This is a genomic window from Thalassospira marina (assembly GCF_002844375.1).
GTDB classification, from domain to species: domain Bacteria; phylum Pseudomonadota; class Alphaproteobacteria; order Rhodospirillales; family Thalassospiraceae; genus Thalassospira; species Thalassospira marina.
Genome location: NZ_CP024199.1, coordinates 1,724,020 through 1,739,190, shown reverse-complemented (window position 1 = coordinate 1,739,190; position 15,171 = coordinate 1,724,020). Strand labels below are relative to the sequence as shown.

The following is a 15,171-nucleotide window of genomic DNA, read 5'->3' as shown; positions in this document are numbered from 1 at the left end:
GACTTGTGTGCATTATGTCGCGATTGGGGATCGCTTTTACCCAAGTGTTATATTATATCATTTCGTCAAGAGCCAACAGACAATTTCACCACGCCGTACGACCGGAGCCCGCAGCCATGAGCAATAATTTTGCCGCAATCGCCGACCGTTTGAAATTCAACGAACAGGGACTGATCCCGGCCATTGCCCAGCAGCATGACAGCGGCGAAGTTCTGATGATGGCATGGATGAACCGGGATGCCGTGATAGAGACGTTAAGCACCGGGCGTGTGTGTTATTTTTCGCGCTCGCGCGGGAAATTGTGGCGCAAGGGCGAAAGCTCCGGCCAGGAACAGCATCTCGTTGATTTCCGCTATGATTGCGATCAGGACACCGTGCTGGTGCAGGTCGACCAGAAAGGTGTTGCCTGCCATACCGGGCGGCGCAACTGTTTTTACCTTGCCGTACGCGACGGGGCCGAAACCATTATTGCAGAACCCGAAGTGTCGGTTGAAACGCTTTATGGTGCCAAGCACTAGGCAGCATTGCGCAACCGGGCAGAATGCCATGCATGCATACCCTGCCCCGCGCACGCCAAACGAAATAACCCAATAATCCAGAAGGCAGGATCATGGCGATCAGGGATGAACAGAACGAACGCATTGCCACAACGGTCATTACCGGCTTTTTGGGCAGCGGCAAAACCACCCTGTTAAACGCCCTGCTGGCGCATGAAGACATGCGCAATACTGCCGTACTGATTAATGAATTTGGCGAAATTGGCCTGGATCATTTGCTGGTTCAGGAAGTTTCCGAAGATGTGGTGCTGCTTAATTCGGGCTGTATTTGCTGTTCGGTGCGGGGTGACCTAATTAGCGGGCTGCGTGACCTGTTTATTCGCCGTACCCGGGGCGAAGTGGCCCCGTTTGACCGGGTGGTGATTGAAACCACCGGCCTTGCCGACCCGGCCCCGATCCTGCACACCCTGATGACAGACCCGCTTCTGACCAATAAATTCCGCCTGGATAGCGTGGTCAGCACGGTCGATGGCGTATATGGCAGCAAGCAGCTTGATGACCATGTTGAAAGCGTGAAACAGGCGGCCGTGGCCGACCGCATCCTGATTACCAAGGCCGACCTGGCAACAGATGAAAACCTGCAAGCCCTTGAAACACGCCTGCATTGCCTGAACCCCGCCGCCCCGCTTTACCGGGTGCATATGGGCAAGGTGGAACCCAAAAAGCTGTTTAATGCCGGGCTTTATAACCCCGAAACCAAATCGCTTGATGTGCAGAAATGGCTGCGTGAAGAAGCCTATGCCGGGAATGATGATGGACATACTCATGACCATCATCACAGCCATGAACATGAACATGAACATGAACATGAAGGCCACCACACCCATCACCATGATGTAAACCGCCATGATGACCATATTTCATCATTTTGCCTGACATTTGATGAACCGCTGCATTGGGATGCGTTCGTGACCTGGGCCGAGATTTTCACCCAGATGCGCGGAGAGAATCTGTTGCGCATAAAAGGCATCCTGAACCTGGTTGGCGAGGAATGCCCGGTCGCAATCCATGCAGTGCAACATATATTTCATCCACCTGCGACCCTGCCCGCCTGGCCCAGCGACGATCACCGTTCCAAACTGGTTTTTATTACCCGTGATCTGGGGCCAGATGTCATTCGCCAGTCGCTGCTGCAATTAAATGCGGCGGTTGCTGAAACATCCGGGGCGGACGCAGAAAAACACGGCTAATCCGGCATATTTCCAGCGATTTGACGCATATCAAGGTATAGAGGACCATAACCTGTCAGGTTAAGGGAGGCTTGATACAGCCTCACTCTAAGTCCTGAAACTTCATAGCCGGTCGCCGCATTCACGACCGGCTTTTTTCTTGCCCGCAGCCATTTTGGGCGGCCTTTCAGGCACCCGTTTTGCGGCAGGTATTGCCCCCTCATTCCCCCGTACAGGTTGCAGATCAATTGATCTGAACTAATTCTCATTTTAAAATCGGACCATGAGCCTAGATACATCGACCAACAATGCGGCGCCGCAAAAGACCCGCATTTATGTATCAGCATGGCAAAACGACAATCATATACAGGGGATACGCACCATGATCACACGTGACATTCACGGAGTTTCGATACCTGCGCTTGGTTTTGGCACATTCCAGCTTGATCCCCAGGCCGCCGAAACCATGGTGGCAAAGGCCGCCGAGATTGGTTATCGCCATTTCGACACCGCACAGATGTATCACAACGAGGAAGGTGTTGGCCGTGGCCTTAAGGCGAGCGGCCTTGCCCGTGACGATTATTTTCTGACCACCAAAGTCTGGTCCGACCAGTTCCAGAGCGGCGATTTGCAGACATCGGTTGTTGAATCCCTGCGCAAGCTGGATTTGAACCATGTCGATCTATTGCTACTGCATTGGCCCAATGACGATATCCCGCTGGAAGAAACCATTGCCGCGCTAAACGAAGTGCGCAATCTGGGCATGACCAAACATATTGGTATTTCCAACTTCCCCACCGCCCTGATCGAAAAGGCGGTGAAATACAGCAACCTGCCGCTTTTGTGCAACCAGGTCGAATATCACCCGTATCTGTCGCAAAAGACGGTGCTGGATTGCCTGAAAAAGCATGACATGCTGCTGACCGCCTATTGCCCGCTGGCCCGTGCCGAGGTGCTGAAAGACGACACGCTGATCGCGATTGGCAAGGAACATGGTAAATCGGCGACACAGGTGACGCTGCGCTGGCTGGTGCAGCAGGATCATGTCATGGCCATTCCCAAATCGGGATCGCCCAAAAATGCCAAGGCCAATTTCGACATTTTCGATTTCGAGCTGAGCCAGGATGAAATGGCGAAAATCAGCAATCTGGCCCGCCCGGATGGCCGCATGATTGACCCCGAATTCGCCCCGAAATGGGATGATGCCGCCTAAGCCCGGCATTATTGCAGCACAAAAGAAGCAAGACCGGCCCCGAAAAGGCCGGTCTTTTGCGTTTAAACAACCATTTAAGGCATAAAAAAGCGAATATTGGCGAGGTCAACACCCCCACTTGTTTCGCACATGCGAAATGCGTAACATTCCATCATTCCAAAATTTATGATTGATGATGGCAATGGCCGATATACATCAGACGCACCCATCAGCCGCGATGGCCCCATCCGACATGAACGCACCTATGCACGCCAGCCGGGAAACGGTCGGTAGAGATAACGATGGTGATAACGGCGGCACTGCACCCAAAACCGACACAGGCACCGCCCAGATTGCGCATCGCAAATATGAAGATGCCTTGGCGCTGGTGCTGGGCACCATGATTGTGTCACTGGGTGTGACGCTGTATTCGCAGGCCATTTTAATTACTGGCAGTACAGCAGGTGCCGCCCTTCTGATCCATCATGCCAGCGGCCTTGGCTTTGGCATTGTATTTTTTGCCCTTAACCTGCCGTTTTACTGGCTGTCCTTTAAACGGATGGGATGGGAATTTACCCTTAAAACCTTTATCGCGGTTGGGCTGGTGTCGGCCTTTTCGCGCCTGACCCCAATGTGGATCAGCATTGAAAACCTGCATCCGCTTTATGCCGCGCTGATTGGCGGCGGCCTGATGGGTGTTGGCCTGCTGATGCTGTTTCGTCACCGCGCCGGTTTGGGGGGCATCAATATCCTTGCCCTTTATTTGCAGGAACATCACGGCATTCGCGCAGGCTATTTTCAGCTCGCGATTGATACCTGCATCATGGTTTGCGCGCTGTTTATCCTGCCTTTTGACAAGGTTTTGTTATCGCTTGCGGGTGCAGCCATTTTAAACCTGATCATAGCACTGAACCACCGGCCAGGGCGCTATTTTACGGCGCGCTAACATCGCCTTTTCCCAACAAAAAAGCGCTATCCCACCCTGGCATACCGCGTTTTCATTTCATGCCATGCACAAAGTACCGGGGCTCAGCGCCGCCATACACGGCACCCAGGAAGAACCGCGCGGGAATATGCCAAGCCCTTGATATATGGGAACAGCCGCAAAAGAACTGCATAGCGGCACGACGGGATAGTTTATTTTACTGCGTCAAATCCGCCCGGTTTTCCGCGCGACTGACATTGGCGAAATAAACCGTTTGGGCCGGGACGCGGTCAGTTTCATTGGCATTTTGATAACGCGAAACAAAGGACCGGTATAACCCGTATTTGAAGTAAACCCGTTCCGCTGTCATGGTTGGTCCCTGATAGTCAAATTTCAGGCTTCCATCGGCCCAAACGCGCAAGACACCGCTATCGTCCTTTGCCCAATGAGCGAATACAACAATATCATGCCAGCGCCCGCGCAGGGACGCCCCCTTGATCAGGGTGTGATAACGCGGTTTGCGCGTCGTAACATGGTCATCAAGATGATACCCGGCCCCATCCACCTCGAACATCCAGGCTGGATGGCTGCCTTCCTGATGGAACTGGCCCAATGCAACCTTGGTCGGGCTGACATCGACAAAATCCTTGGGAATATAAAGTGACCAGCGATACCAGTAGGTGCTGCCTTGTGGGTTGCGGTCGCCACGTTCGCTAAGTTCCGAACGTTCACGATCGCGGCCACAATCAATGGCGTTATCCCCCCCACAATCACCGGGGCGAACTTCAAACCGTTCAACCAGCCGGGGGGCAAGGGCGGCATTGGCACCCCCTGCGGCAATGGCAGGGTCCGCCACCAGTTGATAGCCATAGGGTCGGTCATTCAGGGAACGGACAAAGGGACCAAAATTACCGCGATCCACTGCATCGGGCGATGCGACGGTTGTCTTTTGCACCGGCAGGTTGGCGTTGGCATGGCCCTGCCCCGGGCGGAGCGATATGCCCGCAAACGTAACTGCGCCAAACACCAGCAATGTTCCCGCGATGACGCATAACCGTGAAGTGCCCGACATTCGATATCATCCCTGCCACCCTGATTATTTGCAGTTTGCGGGGCGATCATGTCGGGATAACGGCAAAGCATAAATTGGCGAAATTGAACGACGGAATGCAGCAAGGACGTTACGCCTGCCACCAATGCAAAACCGCCCGAAAGGCCAACCTGACGGGCGGTTTCAAGGATAGCATTCAGGGCCATGGCAAGCAGCCATGAACCATGAACAGAAACGTTATTTGGCGATACCGCGAACGCAATCAGCCAGTTCAACAATACCGCGGAAGACGACTTCAATATTGCGCGAAATATCCTGGGTGACGGCGGTTTGTTCTTCCACGGCAGAGGCAACCGCATTCACATAATCCGCAACGGAGCCAGCCGAATTGGAAATATCCTGCGTTGATTCGGTCACACGGCGGGTAATGCTTTGCATGGATTCGATCTGGGTTGCAATTTCATCCGTTGCCTTGGCTGTCTGGGTGGCAAGGCTTTTGACCTCGCCAGCAACAACGGCAAAACCCTTGCCCGCATCGCCAGCACGGGCGGCCTCGATGGTTGCATTCAGGGCCAGCAGATTCACCTGATCGGCCAGATCACGAATAATGCCAACAACACCTTCCATCGCCTCGGATGTCTGTTCCAGATCCAGGCGGACTTCTTCGGCAGCGTCGCTTTTTGCGACAATCTCATCGGCGATATTCTGGGTTTTCAGCATGTTCTGGCTGATTTCACGGATCGATGCCAGCATCTCTTCGGATGCGCTGGTAATCATTTCCGCACTTTCGGACGACCCTTCGGCCAGTTCCTGCAACACATTGCGCGCATGCATATTTGCCGTAATGTCGGATGCAAATTTCACGACCTTGAAGGGCTTGCCATTCAGATCAAAGACCGGGTTATAGCTGGCATGAATCCAGACTTCCTTGCCGTTTTTCGCAAAACGTTTGAAATCGGATACCAGATATTTACCATTTCGCAGTGTTTCCCAGAATTCTTTGTATTCAGCACTTTGCGCCGCTTCCTTGCCAACAAACATCTGGTGATGTTTGCCTTTGATCTCGTCCAGGCGATAGCCCATCAGATCAAGGAACAACTTATTGGCATCAAGAACCTTGCCTTCCATATCAAAGGAAATGGCGGCTTCTACCTTGTTTACCGCTTCAAGCTGGGCGGCATGGTCAATGGCGGTGCGTTTGGTTTCTGTCACATCGGCGGCGTATTTCACCACCTTGAAAGGACGGCCAGCCATATCGAAGATCGGGTTATAGGAGGCCTGAATCCACACTTCACGGCCATTTTTGCCGTAACGCTGATATTCACCCGACAGATATTCACCGGCTGCCAGACGACGCCAGAAATCGCGGTATTCCTTTGTTTCGGCATAGGCCGGATCAACAAACATGCGGTGATGCTTGCCTTTAATTTCTTCAAGGCGATATCCCATTGCCGAAAGGAAATGGTTATTGGCGTAGGAGATATTCCCTTCCAGATCGAATTCGATCACGGCCTCGGATTTGCGAATGGCATCAACCTGGCCTGCGTGGTCGGCTGCGCGCAGGCGGCTTTCGGTCACATCGGTTGCAACCTTGAAAATCTTGTAGGTTTTGCCTTTGCGGTCCAGAACCGGGTTATAGGTCGCCTGAATCCAGACTTCCGTGCCATCCTTGGCAACACGGCGGAAAACCGCACCAAATGATTCGCCAGCCCGCAGGCGGCGCCAGAATTCCTTGTATTCGGCAGATGTCGAATCTTCCGAGGTCACGAAAATACGGTGGTGCTGACCAACAACCTCGCGCAGGTCATAGCCCATCAGTTTCAGGAAATTCGAATTGGCATCAACAATCTTTCCATCGAGTGTAAATTCGATCGTCCCCTGCGAACGTTTAATCGCATCAAGAATGTTGTCTGCATCCGATCGAATACCGAACATCCAAACCCTCCAAATATCGTCTATGCATTGTGGTATCAGGCGCGTCACACTTCCGGTCGTCTGATTGTTCCCGGCTTCCAGCCGGGCAAATGCAGGTTGATATCCTTACGCGGAGCGACCTGATCAAACCGGCCGCAGACAAGGCACAAACTACGTTCGTACAAATCAGTCATCATGGTGATGATGCTTAAATGCGCATATTGGGATATAGCCCCTGGTTTTGAATAAGGGCGCTGATAAATTTTAAGCAAAAAGCGCAAATAATTTGCGGCTAAGACTAAAGGCTTAGAACTTATGAAATGCGAATTGATACAAATTGAAACAATTCACACGAAATACGTGAAAACCCGCCATCGGATGCAAACATGTTTTGGCAAACCGTCTTTTATGGACGGCCAAGCCTTGTCCTCTGCGCTCCCCCAATAGAAGGCAGAAGCGCGACCACAACAACCTGTGGTTACATAACTATATCAGACAAGCGAAATCCACGCCCGTATTTTATGCCGGGGCAGATGTGCAAAACATTCATTTCAGAGGAAAATGGCGATCCCTGCAGGACTCGAACCTGCAACCTACAGATTAGAAGTCTGTTGCTCTATCCAGTTGAGCTAAGGGACCGCGGGGTGCTGGTATGGCATCCGGACTGATGCGAACCAGGCTGCGGCATGCAAATACCGCTTTTACAGCAAAACGGGGCGTATACCGCCCCGCAAACCGGTTTGAAACCAAACCAGAAAATTCAATCAGACAACGCGCTTGAATGCGAAATTGTCGGCATAGGATTTGATCTGGATCTTGCGGCTTTTCGGCTGTTCGATTTCAGCAATCAAATTATGTTTTGCTGCGAAAGCCTGCGCTTCTTCCAGGGTTTCAAATTCCATCCGGACCTGACCACGGGTATCGGTTGACCCGATCCAGCCCATCAGATGATCCGGCAGTTTCTGAGCGCGCGGTTCAAATTCCATGACCCAATGCTTGGTACCGGCACGACCGGACTGCATGGCATTTTTCGCGGGTTTGAAAACACGAACCTTCATCGGCACCCTCGTTAGATTGATCAACCGGCTGAAATACGACCGTCACATTCCAGTTTACACCCGAACGGGCCACTTGAAAAATGCAAACACCCGTTTCTGGATGAAAAATGGTCGGGAAGGCGGGATTCGAACCCACGGCCCCCTGCTCCCAAAGCAGGTACGCTACCAGACTGCGCCACTTCCCGACACGGGGAGGGATTTAGCACCTTAATCTGTTCGCGGCAAGACCGGTTTGTCGGTTTTTATCACCTTTTTTACAACAACATGCCGTTTTGCCCATTTCGGCAAAACCGGCCCGTCATCCCCGCCAGACCAGAACAACTGGCGGGCCATTCCCCATTCACTGCCGCGCGCAATTAACGCGGCAGGCCATCAACGGTGTCGCCAACCTTGAAATCGAATTTTTCGGCAAGACCGGCATTCAGCTCCAGCACGAAACGGACCGGGCGCGGCGATGAAATGATCGCTTCGGATTTCGGGACCGTGCGCGGTGCAATACCGACAATTTTGCCATCCTGCCCGATAAAAAGCATATCAAGCGAGATGAACGTATTTTTCATCCACATCGACACATCACGCGCCTGGCCAAAATCAAACAGCATGCCGTTTTCATCGTCCATCTGGGTCCGGAACATCAAACCGCGCGCCCGTTCATCGGGGCTGAGCGCAAGTTCAACGTCAAAGACCTGTCCATCGACCAGAAGGCGCGATCGCTCAAAACCTGTGGCTTTTGCATTCAGGCCAGCCATAACCGCCGCACTGACACAGAAAAATACAAACACCGTTTGAACGAAAGACTTCATACCCCATACCCTTTTAGAAACTGCACATGACCACGGACTTCCGCCCGTATCTCCCCACCCCGCCACTTATCGGCCAGGGTCGTTAACAAGTTGGCCGCCGGCTCTCTGCCAAGACGATGCGACCATTTTATGTCACGCAGTATCTCTTCTGCTGATTCCGGTAATTTTTCCGGAATTTCATTTTTATTCAGCACTGCCCATATCCCGGCCCAGCATCGGGCCACCCCATAGGGGTTATAACCACCGCCACCCAACACCATCAGTCGCGGGGCAATATCCATAAACTCCCTTACCACTTCCCAGACAGATGTATTCCCCAACATCTGCCGTGATTGCGGATCTTCTGCCAGAGCATCACATCCGCACTGCATTACCACGGCCTGGGGGTTGAAATCCCTGGCCAGCGGCAAAAGATATTCATGCAGCACAAAACGCATTTCATCGTCATTCATGCCGGCCGGAACCGGCAGATTGCGCGCCATGCCGCCTGCAATGTCTGTTACGGCCCCGGTTTTGGGCCACAAATCCTGCTGGTGAACCGATACCGTCAAAACACGGTCATCATCGGCAAAGGCCAGCTGCACACCATCGCCGTGATGGGCATCAATATCCACATACAGCACCCGGTCCAGCCCGCCATCCAGCAGGGTTAAAATACCCAATACCGGATCGTTGAAATAACAGAAGCCCGATGCCTCGGCAGCGCGCCCGTGATGGGTGCCGCCCGCCGGATGATGGATAATGCCGCCATCCTTCAAAAGTGCCGCTGCCAGAATGGATGATCCGGCCGATGTCGCCGGACGACGGAAAATTTCCGGATAAATCGGATTTCCGTTTTTGCCCAGCTTATAGCGCATCATCATATCTTCGGGCAGGGACTGGTCCCGTTCGGCCTGCATCACGGCGGCAATGTAATCTGGCGCATGAAAACGCGCCAGCTGCGCCGGTGTCGCAAGCGGCCCGACAATATAATTCGTCGCATCCACCCAACCCAGGGCATGAACCATGTCCACAACCAGCGATACCCGCGGAATACCCAAAGGATGTTTGGGGCCATAGGATGAACCGCGATAAATTTCGGCGGCAATCATACGCGGCGCGTGGAGCATAAAAATTCAGAACACCAAGGCATGAATAACAGCAGAAAAGCACAGAAAACCGTTAGAGGGCCAAGGCCCACACCCCTTTGTGCTTTCGGTATTAGGGTTTGCAGAAGCGCGCCTGAATTTCAAGGGATATTACGTAAAAACCGTCAAAATATTCTCGCAACTGCAATATTTCAAAAATTGAAACATGTTTGACGGCTTTTCACCCCCGATAAACCATCACGCGGCAAGCGAACGGATGGTGCTGATCAAAAAATCCATCCCGTTTCGTACCCGCGGGGCATGGCGCAAATCGGCATGGACCAGCATCCATATCTCGCGGGTGGGGAAATCCTCCCGGCCTTTCAATTTGCGTAATTGCGGGTCTGCATCGCCCAGATAACAGGGGAGTAATGTCACCCCCACCCCGGCACGCGCGCCCGCCGCCTGCACATCCATATCGTTCGATCGCAAAACAACCGACCGCCCCGCCAGCCTGTCTTCAAGCCAGCGATATTGCGGAATATCCGCACTGCTTTCATCCCAGCTGATCAGGTCCCAGTCGGCCTCGGCCTTGCGATAATCAACCGCACCATAAAAGGCCATCGGCATATCGGCCAGTTTGCGGGTAATCACACTGGATTTTCGGGGTCGCGACAGCCGGATAGCAATATCAGCCTGGCGCCGGTTAAGATCGGCTGACTGGGTTTGTCCCTGCAGGATCACCTCGATATCCGGGTGCTGTTGCCGAAAAGCCAGCAGGCGTGGCGCAATCACGTGGCGGGCCAACGAAGGCGGCGCGCTGATGCAAAGCGGGACTGAAACGCCTGTCATCGACCCTGCCGCTGCGCGCTCCACGGCAAACATGGCTTCTAGCGCCCCCTGCCCGCGTCCCGCCAGCAATTGGCCTTCCTGGGTCAGCATCACCGCTTTTGGCAAACGGTCAATCAGGCGCAGTCCAGTATCTGCCTTCAGCGCGGTTACGCGGCGGGCCACTGTGCTGTGATCCACACCCAGTTTGCGGGCTGCGCCCGAAAAACTGCCTGTTTCGGCCAGGGTTAAAAAATAACGGAAATCTTCCCAGTTCATTTGCGCATTTTCACCCATTTACTATGCAAATATATGCAATTTCCCCCAACAGCCATACACCGTAATCCTGATGCTGTCACAACATTAAGGAGCCAGCCATGAGCCGCATCATTCACATGGACCAAAGCGGGGACGCATCGGTTTTATATGCCACCAACATTGATATTCCGGCCCCACAGGCCGATGAAATATGCATCGAACAAAGCCTGATTGGCGTTAATTATGTGGATGTGTATTTCCGCAAGGGCCTGTATCCCATGCCCAGCCTTCCCGGCAGTATCGGCGTCGAGGCCGTGGGAACCATTTGTGCGATTGGCAGCAATGTGACGGGTTTTGAAATTGGTGACCGGGTTGGTTATGCCGGGTTCCCCGTTGGCAGCTATTGTACCCACCGCAACGTTGCCGCCAACCGCGTGGTCAAGCTGCCGGGCGACATTGCCGACGAAAAAATTGCCGGGTCGCTGTTACGTGGACTTACGGCCTATTTTCTGCTGATGCATGTTTGCAAGGTGCAGGCCGGGCAAAGCATGCTTATCCACGCTGCGGCGGGCGGGCTAGGCCAGGTGCTGGTGCATTGGGCAAAACAGTTGGGTATCACGACCTTTGGCACCGTCAGCACGCCGGAAAAAGCCGCACTGGCGCAAAAACAGGGCCTGGACCACGCAATATTTTACAAGGACCAGGATTTTGAAACCGCGATCAAAGACCTGACGGATGGACAGGGTGTTGATTATGCCATTGACGGTATTGGTGGGGAATCCCTGAATAAAAGCATTCGCACCACCAAACCATTTGGTATCACGGCCAATATCGGCCAGGTGGGTGGGCAATTACCGTTGCTCGATGTGAACACGCTGGCAAACCGTTTTCTTATTCGCGCCAGTGTCCTTGCCTACATCAATAACCTGCAGGAATATCACAAGGCGGCGCAGGCATGGTTTGATATTTTGCGCCATGCTTCTTTCCCGGCGGCACATATGTATGATTTTTCCGATGCTTCACAGGCCCATAAGGACCTGGAGGCCGGGGCAACCAACGGGGCGGTTTACCTGAAGGTCACCGCATAAACCCCTTACCCATTGCGGCAATGTCACCCCGACGCACCATAAACATGCAAGGATCACACAAAATAGAGTGATCTCAAAACTTGACGTCGGGGTTTCATCTGCGCATAGTCGCCTCATCTCCAGGGGGGCCTGTCGTAAACGGGCTGAGAGGTGCGGTGTTGCCGCACGACCCTTTGAACCTGAACCGGTTAAGACCGGCGTAGGAAGGATCGTATGGCACGACATGATGATATGCCCCCCAACCGGGATGGGGCCACAAATACAGCCTGTAATTTTGATGTCTGGCTGCGTCACGGGCGCGTTGCCTTTGACGATATCGAAATTTTCCACGATCTGGACCTGCACCTGCCGGCACAAAGCACAAGTTGCCTTTTGGGGCCATCGGGCGTGGGCAAAAGCACCCTTTTGCGATATCTGGCCGGGCTGGTTGATGGTGATGTTTCCGGCGATATTACGTGCAGCGATGGCACCAACCTTGCCGGGCGTGTTGCCTATATGGCGCAGCAGGACCTGTTATTACCCTGGCGCACGGTTTTGGAAAATGTTGTGGTTGGCGCCGTGTTGCGCGGTGAAAAGCCAGACCATGACCGCGCCTGCCATTTGCTTGAACAGGTTGGGTTGCTTGATGCAGCACATTTGCGGCCTGCGGCCCTGTCGGGCGGGATGCGACAGCGCGCGGCCCTTGCCCGCACTCTGATGGAAGACCGGCCGGTTGTCCTGATGGATGAACCCTTTTCCGCACTGGACCCGTTAAACCGGCTGAAATTGCAGGACCTTGCGGCACGTATGCTGGCAGGAAAAAGCGTTTTGCTGGTCACACATGACCCGCTGGAGGCGCTGCGCATTGGGCATTACATTCATGTCCTGCGTGGCGCACCGGCACGCCTGACACAAACCAGCGTGCCCAACGGCGATATTCCGCGGGATGTTGCCAATAGCGAGGTTATGCGCCACCAGGGCGAATTACTGCGCCTGTTAGGGGCGGGCGAAGAAACCGGCATGACGCAACAGGCACCGGGACACAGCCATACCCAGGGCCATAATACCACCCGCGCAACCAGCACCAATACCAGCACCAGTGCCAGTACCACCGCCAGCTTTGCCGGAGGTGACAATGCCTGATCATTCCCGCACATCATCAATCACCGCAACGCCGCCAGAAATGGGGCAGCAGCAGGGACAGGCGACTGGCCCCACACCCAAGATGCGCCCGACGGACAGCGCCCCCACAATCGCACACCGAAAGAAACCCAAAGGACGTTCGCGCGGCATGAAGATTGTTCGTGCGGCCCGCCCCCTGATCATTATTCTTGCCCTGTTGGTAACCTGGCAGGCGGTCGTCAGCATTACCGGCGCGCCGCCCTATATGCTGCCTTCGCCGCGCGATGTGGGCGATGCGTTAATCCGCCAGCATAATGTGCTGGCGATGCATGCAGGTTATACCATTGCCGAAACCGTGATTGGCCTGTTTGCCGGGGCAATTTTGGGCGGCTTAACCGCCCTGCCCATGGCATTGTTTGCACCCGTGCGTTTCTGGCTGATGCCAATTTTGCTGGTATCACAGGCGATCCCGTTTTTTGCCATCGCCCCCCTGCTGGTTTTATGGCTGGGTTTTGGCCTGGCATCAAAAATCGCCATGGCGGCCCTGATCATTTATTTCCCGGTGACAGTAGCGTTTTTTGACGGGCTTTCACGCACTGAAACCGGCTGGCTGGATTTGGGCCAAACCATGGGGGCCAGCCGCTGGCGCATGCTTAAATATGTGCGGTTGCCTGCTGCCCTGCCATCCTTTGCATCGGGCTTTCGGGTGGCGACGGCGGTTGCCCCGATTGGCGCGATTATTGGCGAATGGGTCGGGTCCAGCCGCGGGCTGGGCTATCTGATGCTGCATGCCAATGCCAGAGTGCAGATTGACATGGTTTTTGCCTGTCTGCTGATCCTGTGCGCCTTTTCGATTACCCAGTATTTCATTGTTGATCGTGCCCTGCGCCGGATGCTGCCCTGGCAGCCCGACAGCCTGGCAAAATACGATTAACCAAACAATTGGCGCACCGGCCACCGCGCAAATGCGAAAATGCAGCGCGGTGCCCGATGCCAGATTTTTCACCCTTGTTCGCGTTATTGACTGCCGGAAAATAGGAACCAACCCATGTCACGCCTGAAAACCATGTTATCGGTTGCGACGATTGGCGCGTCGCTTAGCCTTGCTGCCCTGCCCGCCCAGGCCAACGAAAAACTGACCATTCTTCTGGACTGGTTTGTAAACCCGGACCACGCACCACTGGTGGTGGCGAAGGAAAAAGGCTTTTTTGCCAAGCACGGCCTGGATGTTGAACTGGTCGAACCGGCAGACCCATCCGCCCCGCCGCGCCTTGTGGCGGCAGGCCAGGGTGATGTTGCCGTAAACTACCAGCCGCAATTGCATGTGCAGGTGGCAGAGGGCCTGCCGTTAACGCGCATTGGCACATTGGTGGCAACACCGCTGAATGCGCTGGTGGTGTTAAAAGACGGTCCAATCAAGGACATTGCCGATCTAAAAGGCAAAAAGATCGGCTATTCACTGGCTGGTTTTGAAGATGCCGTTTTGGGCACCATGCTGAAAAGCCACGGCGTTGATATCAATTCGGTTGAACTGGTGAATGTCAATTTCTCGCTTTCACCATCGCTTTATTCCGGGCAGGTTGATGCCGTGATTGGGGCCTACCGCAATTTCGAACTTAACCAGATGGAAATTGAAGGCAAACCGGGCAAGGCATTTTACGTCGAGGAAGAAGGCGTTCCGCCCTATGACGAGCTGATCCTGACGGTGCGCAAGGACAAGGCTGGCGACCCGCGCATGAAAATGATGCTTGATGCGCTCGAAGAAGCCACCCAGTATTTGATCAACCACCCCGATGATAGCTGGAAAGCGTTTATCGCCGCATATCCCAACCTTGATGATGAATTGAATAAACGCGCCTGGAGCGACACCCTGCCGCGTTTTGCCCTGCGCCCAGCCGCTGTGGACAAAGCCCGCTATACCCGTTTTGCCCAATATTTGCAGGATACCGGCATTATTGATCATCAGCCAGCCATCGACAGCTATGTTGATGTAATCGAATAAACAACACAGTCTGAATTTGCGATCAGACAACATTTTGAAAACGGGCGGGGCCATTGGGCTGCGCCCGTTTTTTATGGTGCGTGATGAACCATAAAAACTGGTAATGGGGCCACTTGCGCAACATTGCAAATGCAACACATAGTAAAAGAACAAAAATC

General features: G+C 53.8%; 14 protein-coding genes, 2 tRNA genes and 1 riboswitch. Of the genes, 8 read left to right on the top strand and 8 right to left on the bottom strand.

What is annotated here, in order from left to right:
* Window positions 1–116 precede the first annotated feature (116 nt).
* The 4 genes from hisI to CSC3H3_RS07905 all read left to right on the top strand — a co-directional run bounded on the left by hisI (window position 117) and on the right by CSC3H3_RS07905 (window position 3,864).
* Entirely contained in the window at window positions 117–518 is a 402-nt protein-coding gene (hisI, locus tag CSC3H3_RS07920) for a phosphoribosyl-AMP cyclohydrolase (protein WP_101271072.1), read from the top strand.
* Between the two features lie 92 nt (window positions 519–610).
* Window positions 611–1,747 (top strand): CobW family GTP-binding protein, encoded by a 1,137-nt coding sequence (locus CSC3H3_RS07915; RefSeq protein ID WP_101284502.1) that lies wholly within the window; start codon window positions 611–613, stop codon window positions 1,745–1,747.
* 361 nt (window positions 1,748–2,108) lie between these two features.
* A complete protein-coding gene (locus CSC3H3_RS07910; protein ID WP_101286151.1) occupies window positions 2,109–2,939 on the top strand; it encodes an aldo/keto reductase in 831 nt (276 codons plus the stop codon).
* A gap of 232 nt (window positions 2,940–3,171) precedes the next feature.
* Window positions 3,172–3,864 carry a DUF6198 family protein gene (locus CSC3H3_RS07905; RefSeq protein WP_245881330.1) on the top strand — a complete coding sequence of 231 codons (693 nt, stop codon included), beginning with the start codon at window positions 3,172–3,174 and terminating at the stop codon, window positions 3,862–3,864.
* A 196-nt stretch (window positions 3,865–4,060) separates the two neighbouring features.
* On the opposite strand, the gene CSC3H3_RS07900 is transcribed toward CSC3H3_RS07905, so the two are convergent.
* From CSC3H3_RS07900 to CSC3H3_RS07865, 8 genes are all read right to left on the bottom strand, one after another.
* Complete coding sequence (locus CSC3H3_RS07900) at window positions 4,061–4,915, bottom strand: polysaccharide lyase family 20 protein (RefSeq protein WP_101284500.1); 855 nt, start codon at window positions 4,913–4,915, stop codon at window positions 4,061–4,063.
* 216 nt (window positions 4,916–5,131) lie between these two features.
* Window positions 5,132–6,829 (bottom strand): methyl-accepting chemotaxis protein, encoded by a 1,698-nt coding sequence (locus tag CSC3H3_RS07895; protein WP_101284499.1) that lies wholly within the window; start codon window positions 6,827–6,829, stop codon window positions 5,132–5,134.
* A gap of 541 nt (window positions 6,830–7,370) precedes the next feature.
* Window positions 7,371–7,447: transfer RNA gene (locus CSC3H3_RS07890), tRNA-Arg, on the bottom strand.
* A 125-nt stretch (window positions 7,448–7,572) separates the two neighbouring features.
* Entirely contained in the window at window positions 7,573–7,866 is a 294-nt protein-coding gene (locus tag CSC3H3_RS07885) for an ETC complex I subunit (RefSeq protein ID WP_101284498.1), read from the bottom strand.
* A gap of 108 nt (window positions 7,867–7,974) precedes the next feature.
* Window positions 7,975–8,051 (bottom strand) — tRNA-Pro (locus tag CSC3H3_RS07880).
* A gap of 171 nt (window positions 8,052–8,222) precedes the next feature.
* Window positions 8,223–8,669, bottom strand: coding sequence for a DUF192 domain-containing protein (locus CSC3H3_RS07875; RefSeq protein WP_101271082.1), 447 nt, complete (start codon window positions 8,667–8,669; stop codon window positions 8,223–8,225).
* Window positions 8,666–9,778 carry an acetoin utilization protein AcuC gene (locus tag CSC3H3_RS07870; RefSeq protein ID WP_101271084.1) on the bottom strand — a complete coding sequence of 371 codons (1,113 nt, stop codon included), beginning with the start codon at window positions 9,776–9,778 and terminating at the stop codon, window positions 8,666–8,668. Before CSC3H3_RS07870 ends, CSC3H3_RS07875 begins: the two co-directional genes overlap by 4 nt.
* Window positions 9,779–9,994: 216 nt before the next feature.
* Window positions 9,995–10,843, bottom strand: coding sequence for a LysR family transcriptional regulator (locus CSC3H3_RS07865; RefSeq protein WP_172963406.1), 849 nt, complete (start codon window positions 10,841–10,843; stop codon window positions 9,995–9,997).
* A 98-nt stretch (window positions 10,844–10,941) separates the two neighbouring features.
* Here CSC3H3_RS07865 and CSC3H3_RS07860 point away from each other — a divergent pair, with 98 nt between their 5' ends.
* The 4 genes from CSC3H3_RS07860 (at window position 10,942) to CSC3H3_RS07845 (ending at window position 15,013) form a co-directional block, all read left to right on the top strand.
* Window positions 10,942–11,910, top strand: coding sequence for a quinone oxidoreductase family protein (locus CSC3H3_RS07860; RefSeq protein WP_101284496.1), 969 nt, complete (start codon window positions 10,942–10,944; stop codon window positions 11,908–11,910).
* A gap of 111 nt (window positions 11,911–12,021) precedes the next feature.
* Window positions 12,022–12,133, top strand: a riboswitch (TPP riboswitch).
* On the top strand, window positions 12,124–13,032 hold the full coding sequence (locus tag CSC3H3_RS07855) for an ABC transporter ATP-binding protein (protein ID WP_245881329.1): 909 nt from the start codon (window positions 12,124–12,126) through the stop codon (window positions 13,030–13,032). Its footprint overlaps the riboswitch before it by 10 nt.
* A 148-nt stretch (window positions 13,033–13,180) precedes the next feature.
* A complete protein-coding gene (locus CSC3H3_RS07850) occupies window positions 13,181–13,945 on the top strand; it encodes an ABC transporter permease (RefSeq protein WP_101271159.1) in 765 nt (254 codons plus the stop codon).
* A gap of 114 nt (window positions 13,946–14,059) precedes the next feature.
* Window positions 14,060–15,013: an ABC transporter substrate-binding protein gene (locus CSC3H3_RS07845; RefSeq protein WP_101284495.1), complete on the top strand. Its 954-nt coding sequence runs from the start codon at window positions 14,060–14,062 to the stop codon at window positions 15,011–15,013.
* Window positions 15,014–15,171: the final 158 nt, after the last annotated feature.

Excerpts from the sequence above, each read along its gene's own strand:
- hisI (WP_101271072.1), top strand. The coding sequence starts at position 117 with ATGAGCAATAATTTTGCCGCAATCGCCGACCGTTTGAAATTCAACGAA.
- CSC3H3_RS07915 (WP_101284502.1), top strand. The coding sequence starts at position 611 with ATGGCGATCAGGGATGAACAGAACGAACGCATTGCCACAACGGTCATT.
- CSC3H3_RS07910 (WP_101286151.1), top strand. The coding sequence starts at position 2,109 with ATGATCACACGTGACATTCACGGAGTTTCGATACCTGCGCTTGGTTTT.
- CSC3H3_RS07905 (WP_245881330.1), top strand. The coding sequence starts at position 3,172 with ATGAACGCACCTATGCACGCCAGCCGGGAAACGGTCGGTAGAGATAAC.
- CSC3H3_RS07900 (WP_101284500.1), bottom strand. The coding sequence starts at position 4,915 with ATGTCGGGCACTTCACGGTTATGCGTCATCGCGGGAACATTGCTGGTG.
- CSC3H3_RS07895 (WP_101284499.1), bottom strand. The coding sequence starts at position 6,829 with ATGTTCGGTATTCGATCGGATGCAGACAACATTCTTGATGCGATTAAA.
- CSC3H3_RS07885 (WP_101284498.1), bottom strand. The coding sequence starts at position 7,866 with ATGAAGGTTCGTGTTTTCAAACCCGCGAAAAATGCCATGCAGTCCGGT.
- CSC3H3_RS07875 (WP_101271082.1), bottom strand. The coding sequence starts at position 8,669 with ATGAAGTCTTTCGTTCAAACGGTGTTTGTATTTTTCTGTGTCAGTGCG.
- CSC3H3_RS07870 (WP_101271084.1), bottom strand. The coding sequence starts at position 9,778 with ATGCTCCACGCGCCGCGTATGATTGCCGCCGAAATTTATCGCGGTTCA.
- CSC3H3_RS07865 (WP_172963406.1), bottom strand. The coding sequence starts at position 10,843 with ATGAACTGGGAAGATTTCCGTTATTTTTTAACCCTGGCCGAAACAGGC.
- CSC3H3_RS07860 (WP_101284496.1), top strand. The coding sequence starts at position 10,942 with ATGAGCCGCATCATTCACATGGACCAAAGCGGGGACGCATCGGTTTTA.
- CSC3H3_RS07855 (WP_245881329.1), top strand. The coding sequence starts at position 12,124 with ATGGCACGACATGATGATATGCCCCCCAACCGGGATGGGGCCACAAAT.
- CSC3H3_RS07850 (WP_101271159.1), top strand. The coding sequence starts at position 13,181 with ATGAAGATTGTTCGTGCGGCCCGCCCCCTGATCATTATTCTTGCCCTG.
- CSC3H3_RS07845 (WP_101284495.1), top strand. The coding sequence starts at position 14,060 with ATGTCACGCCTGAAAACCATGTTATCGGTTGCGACGATTGGCGCGTCG.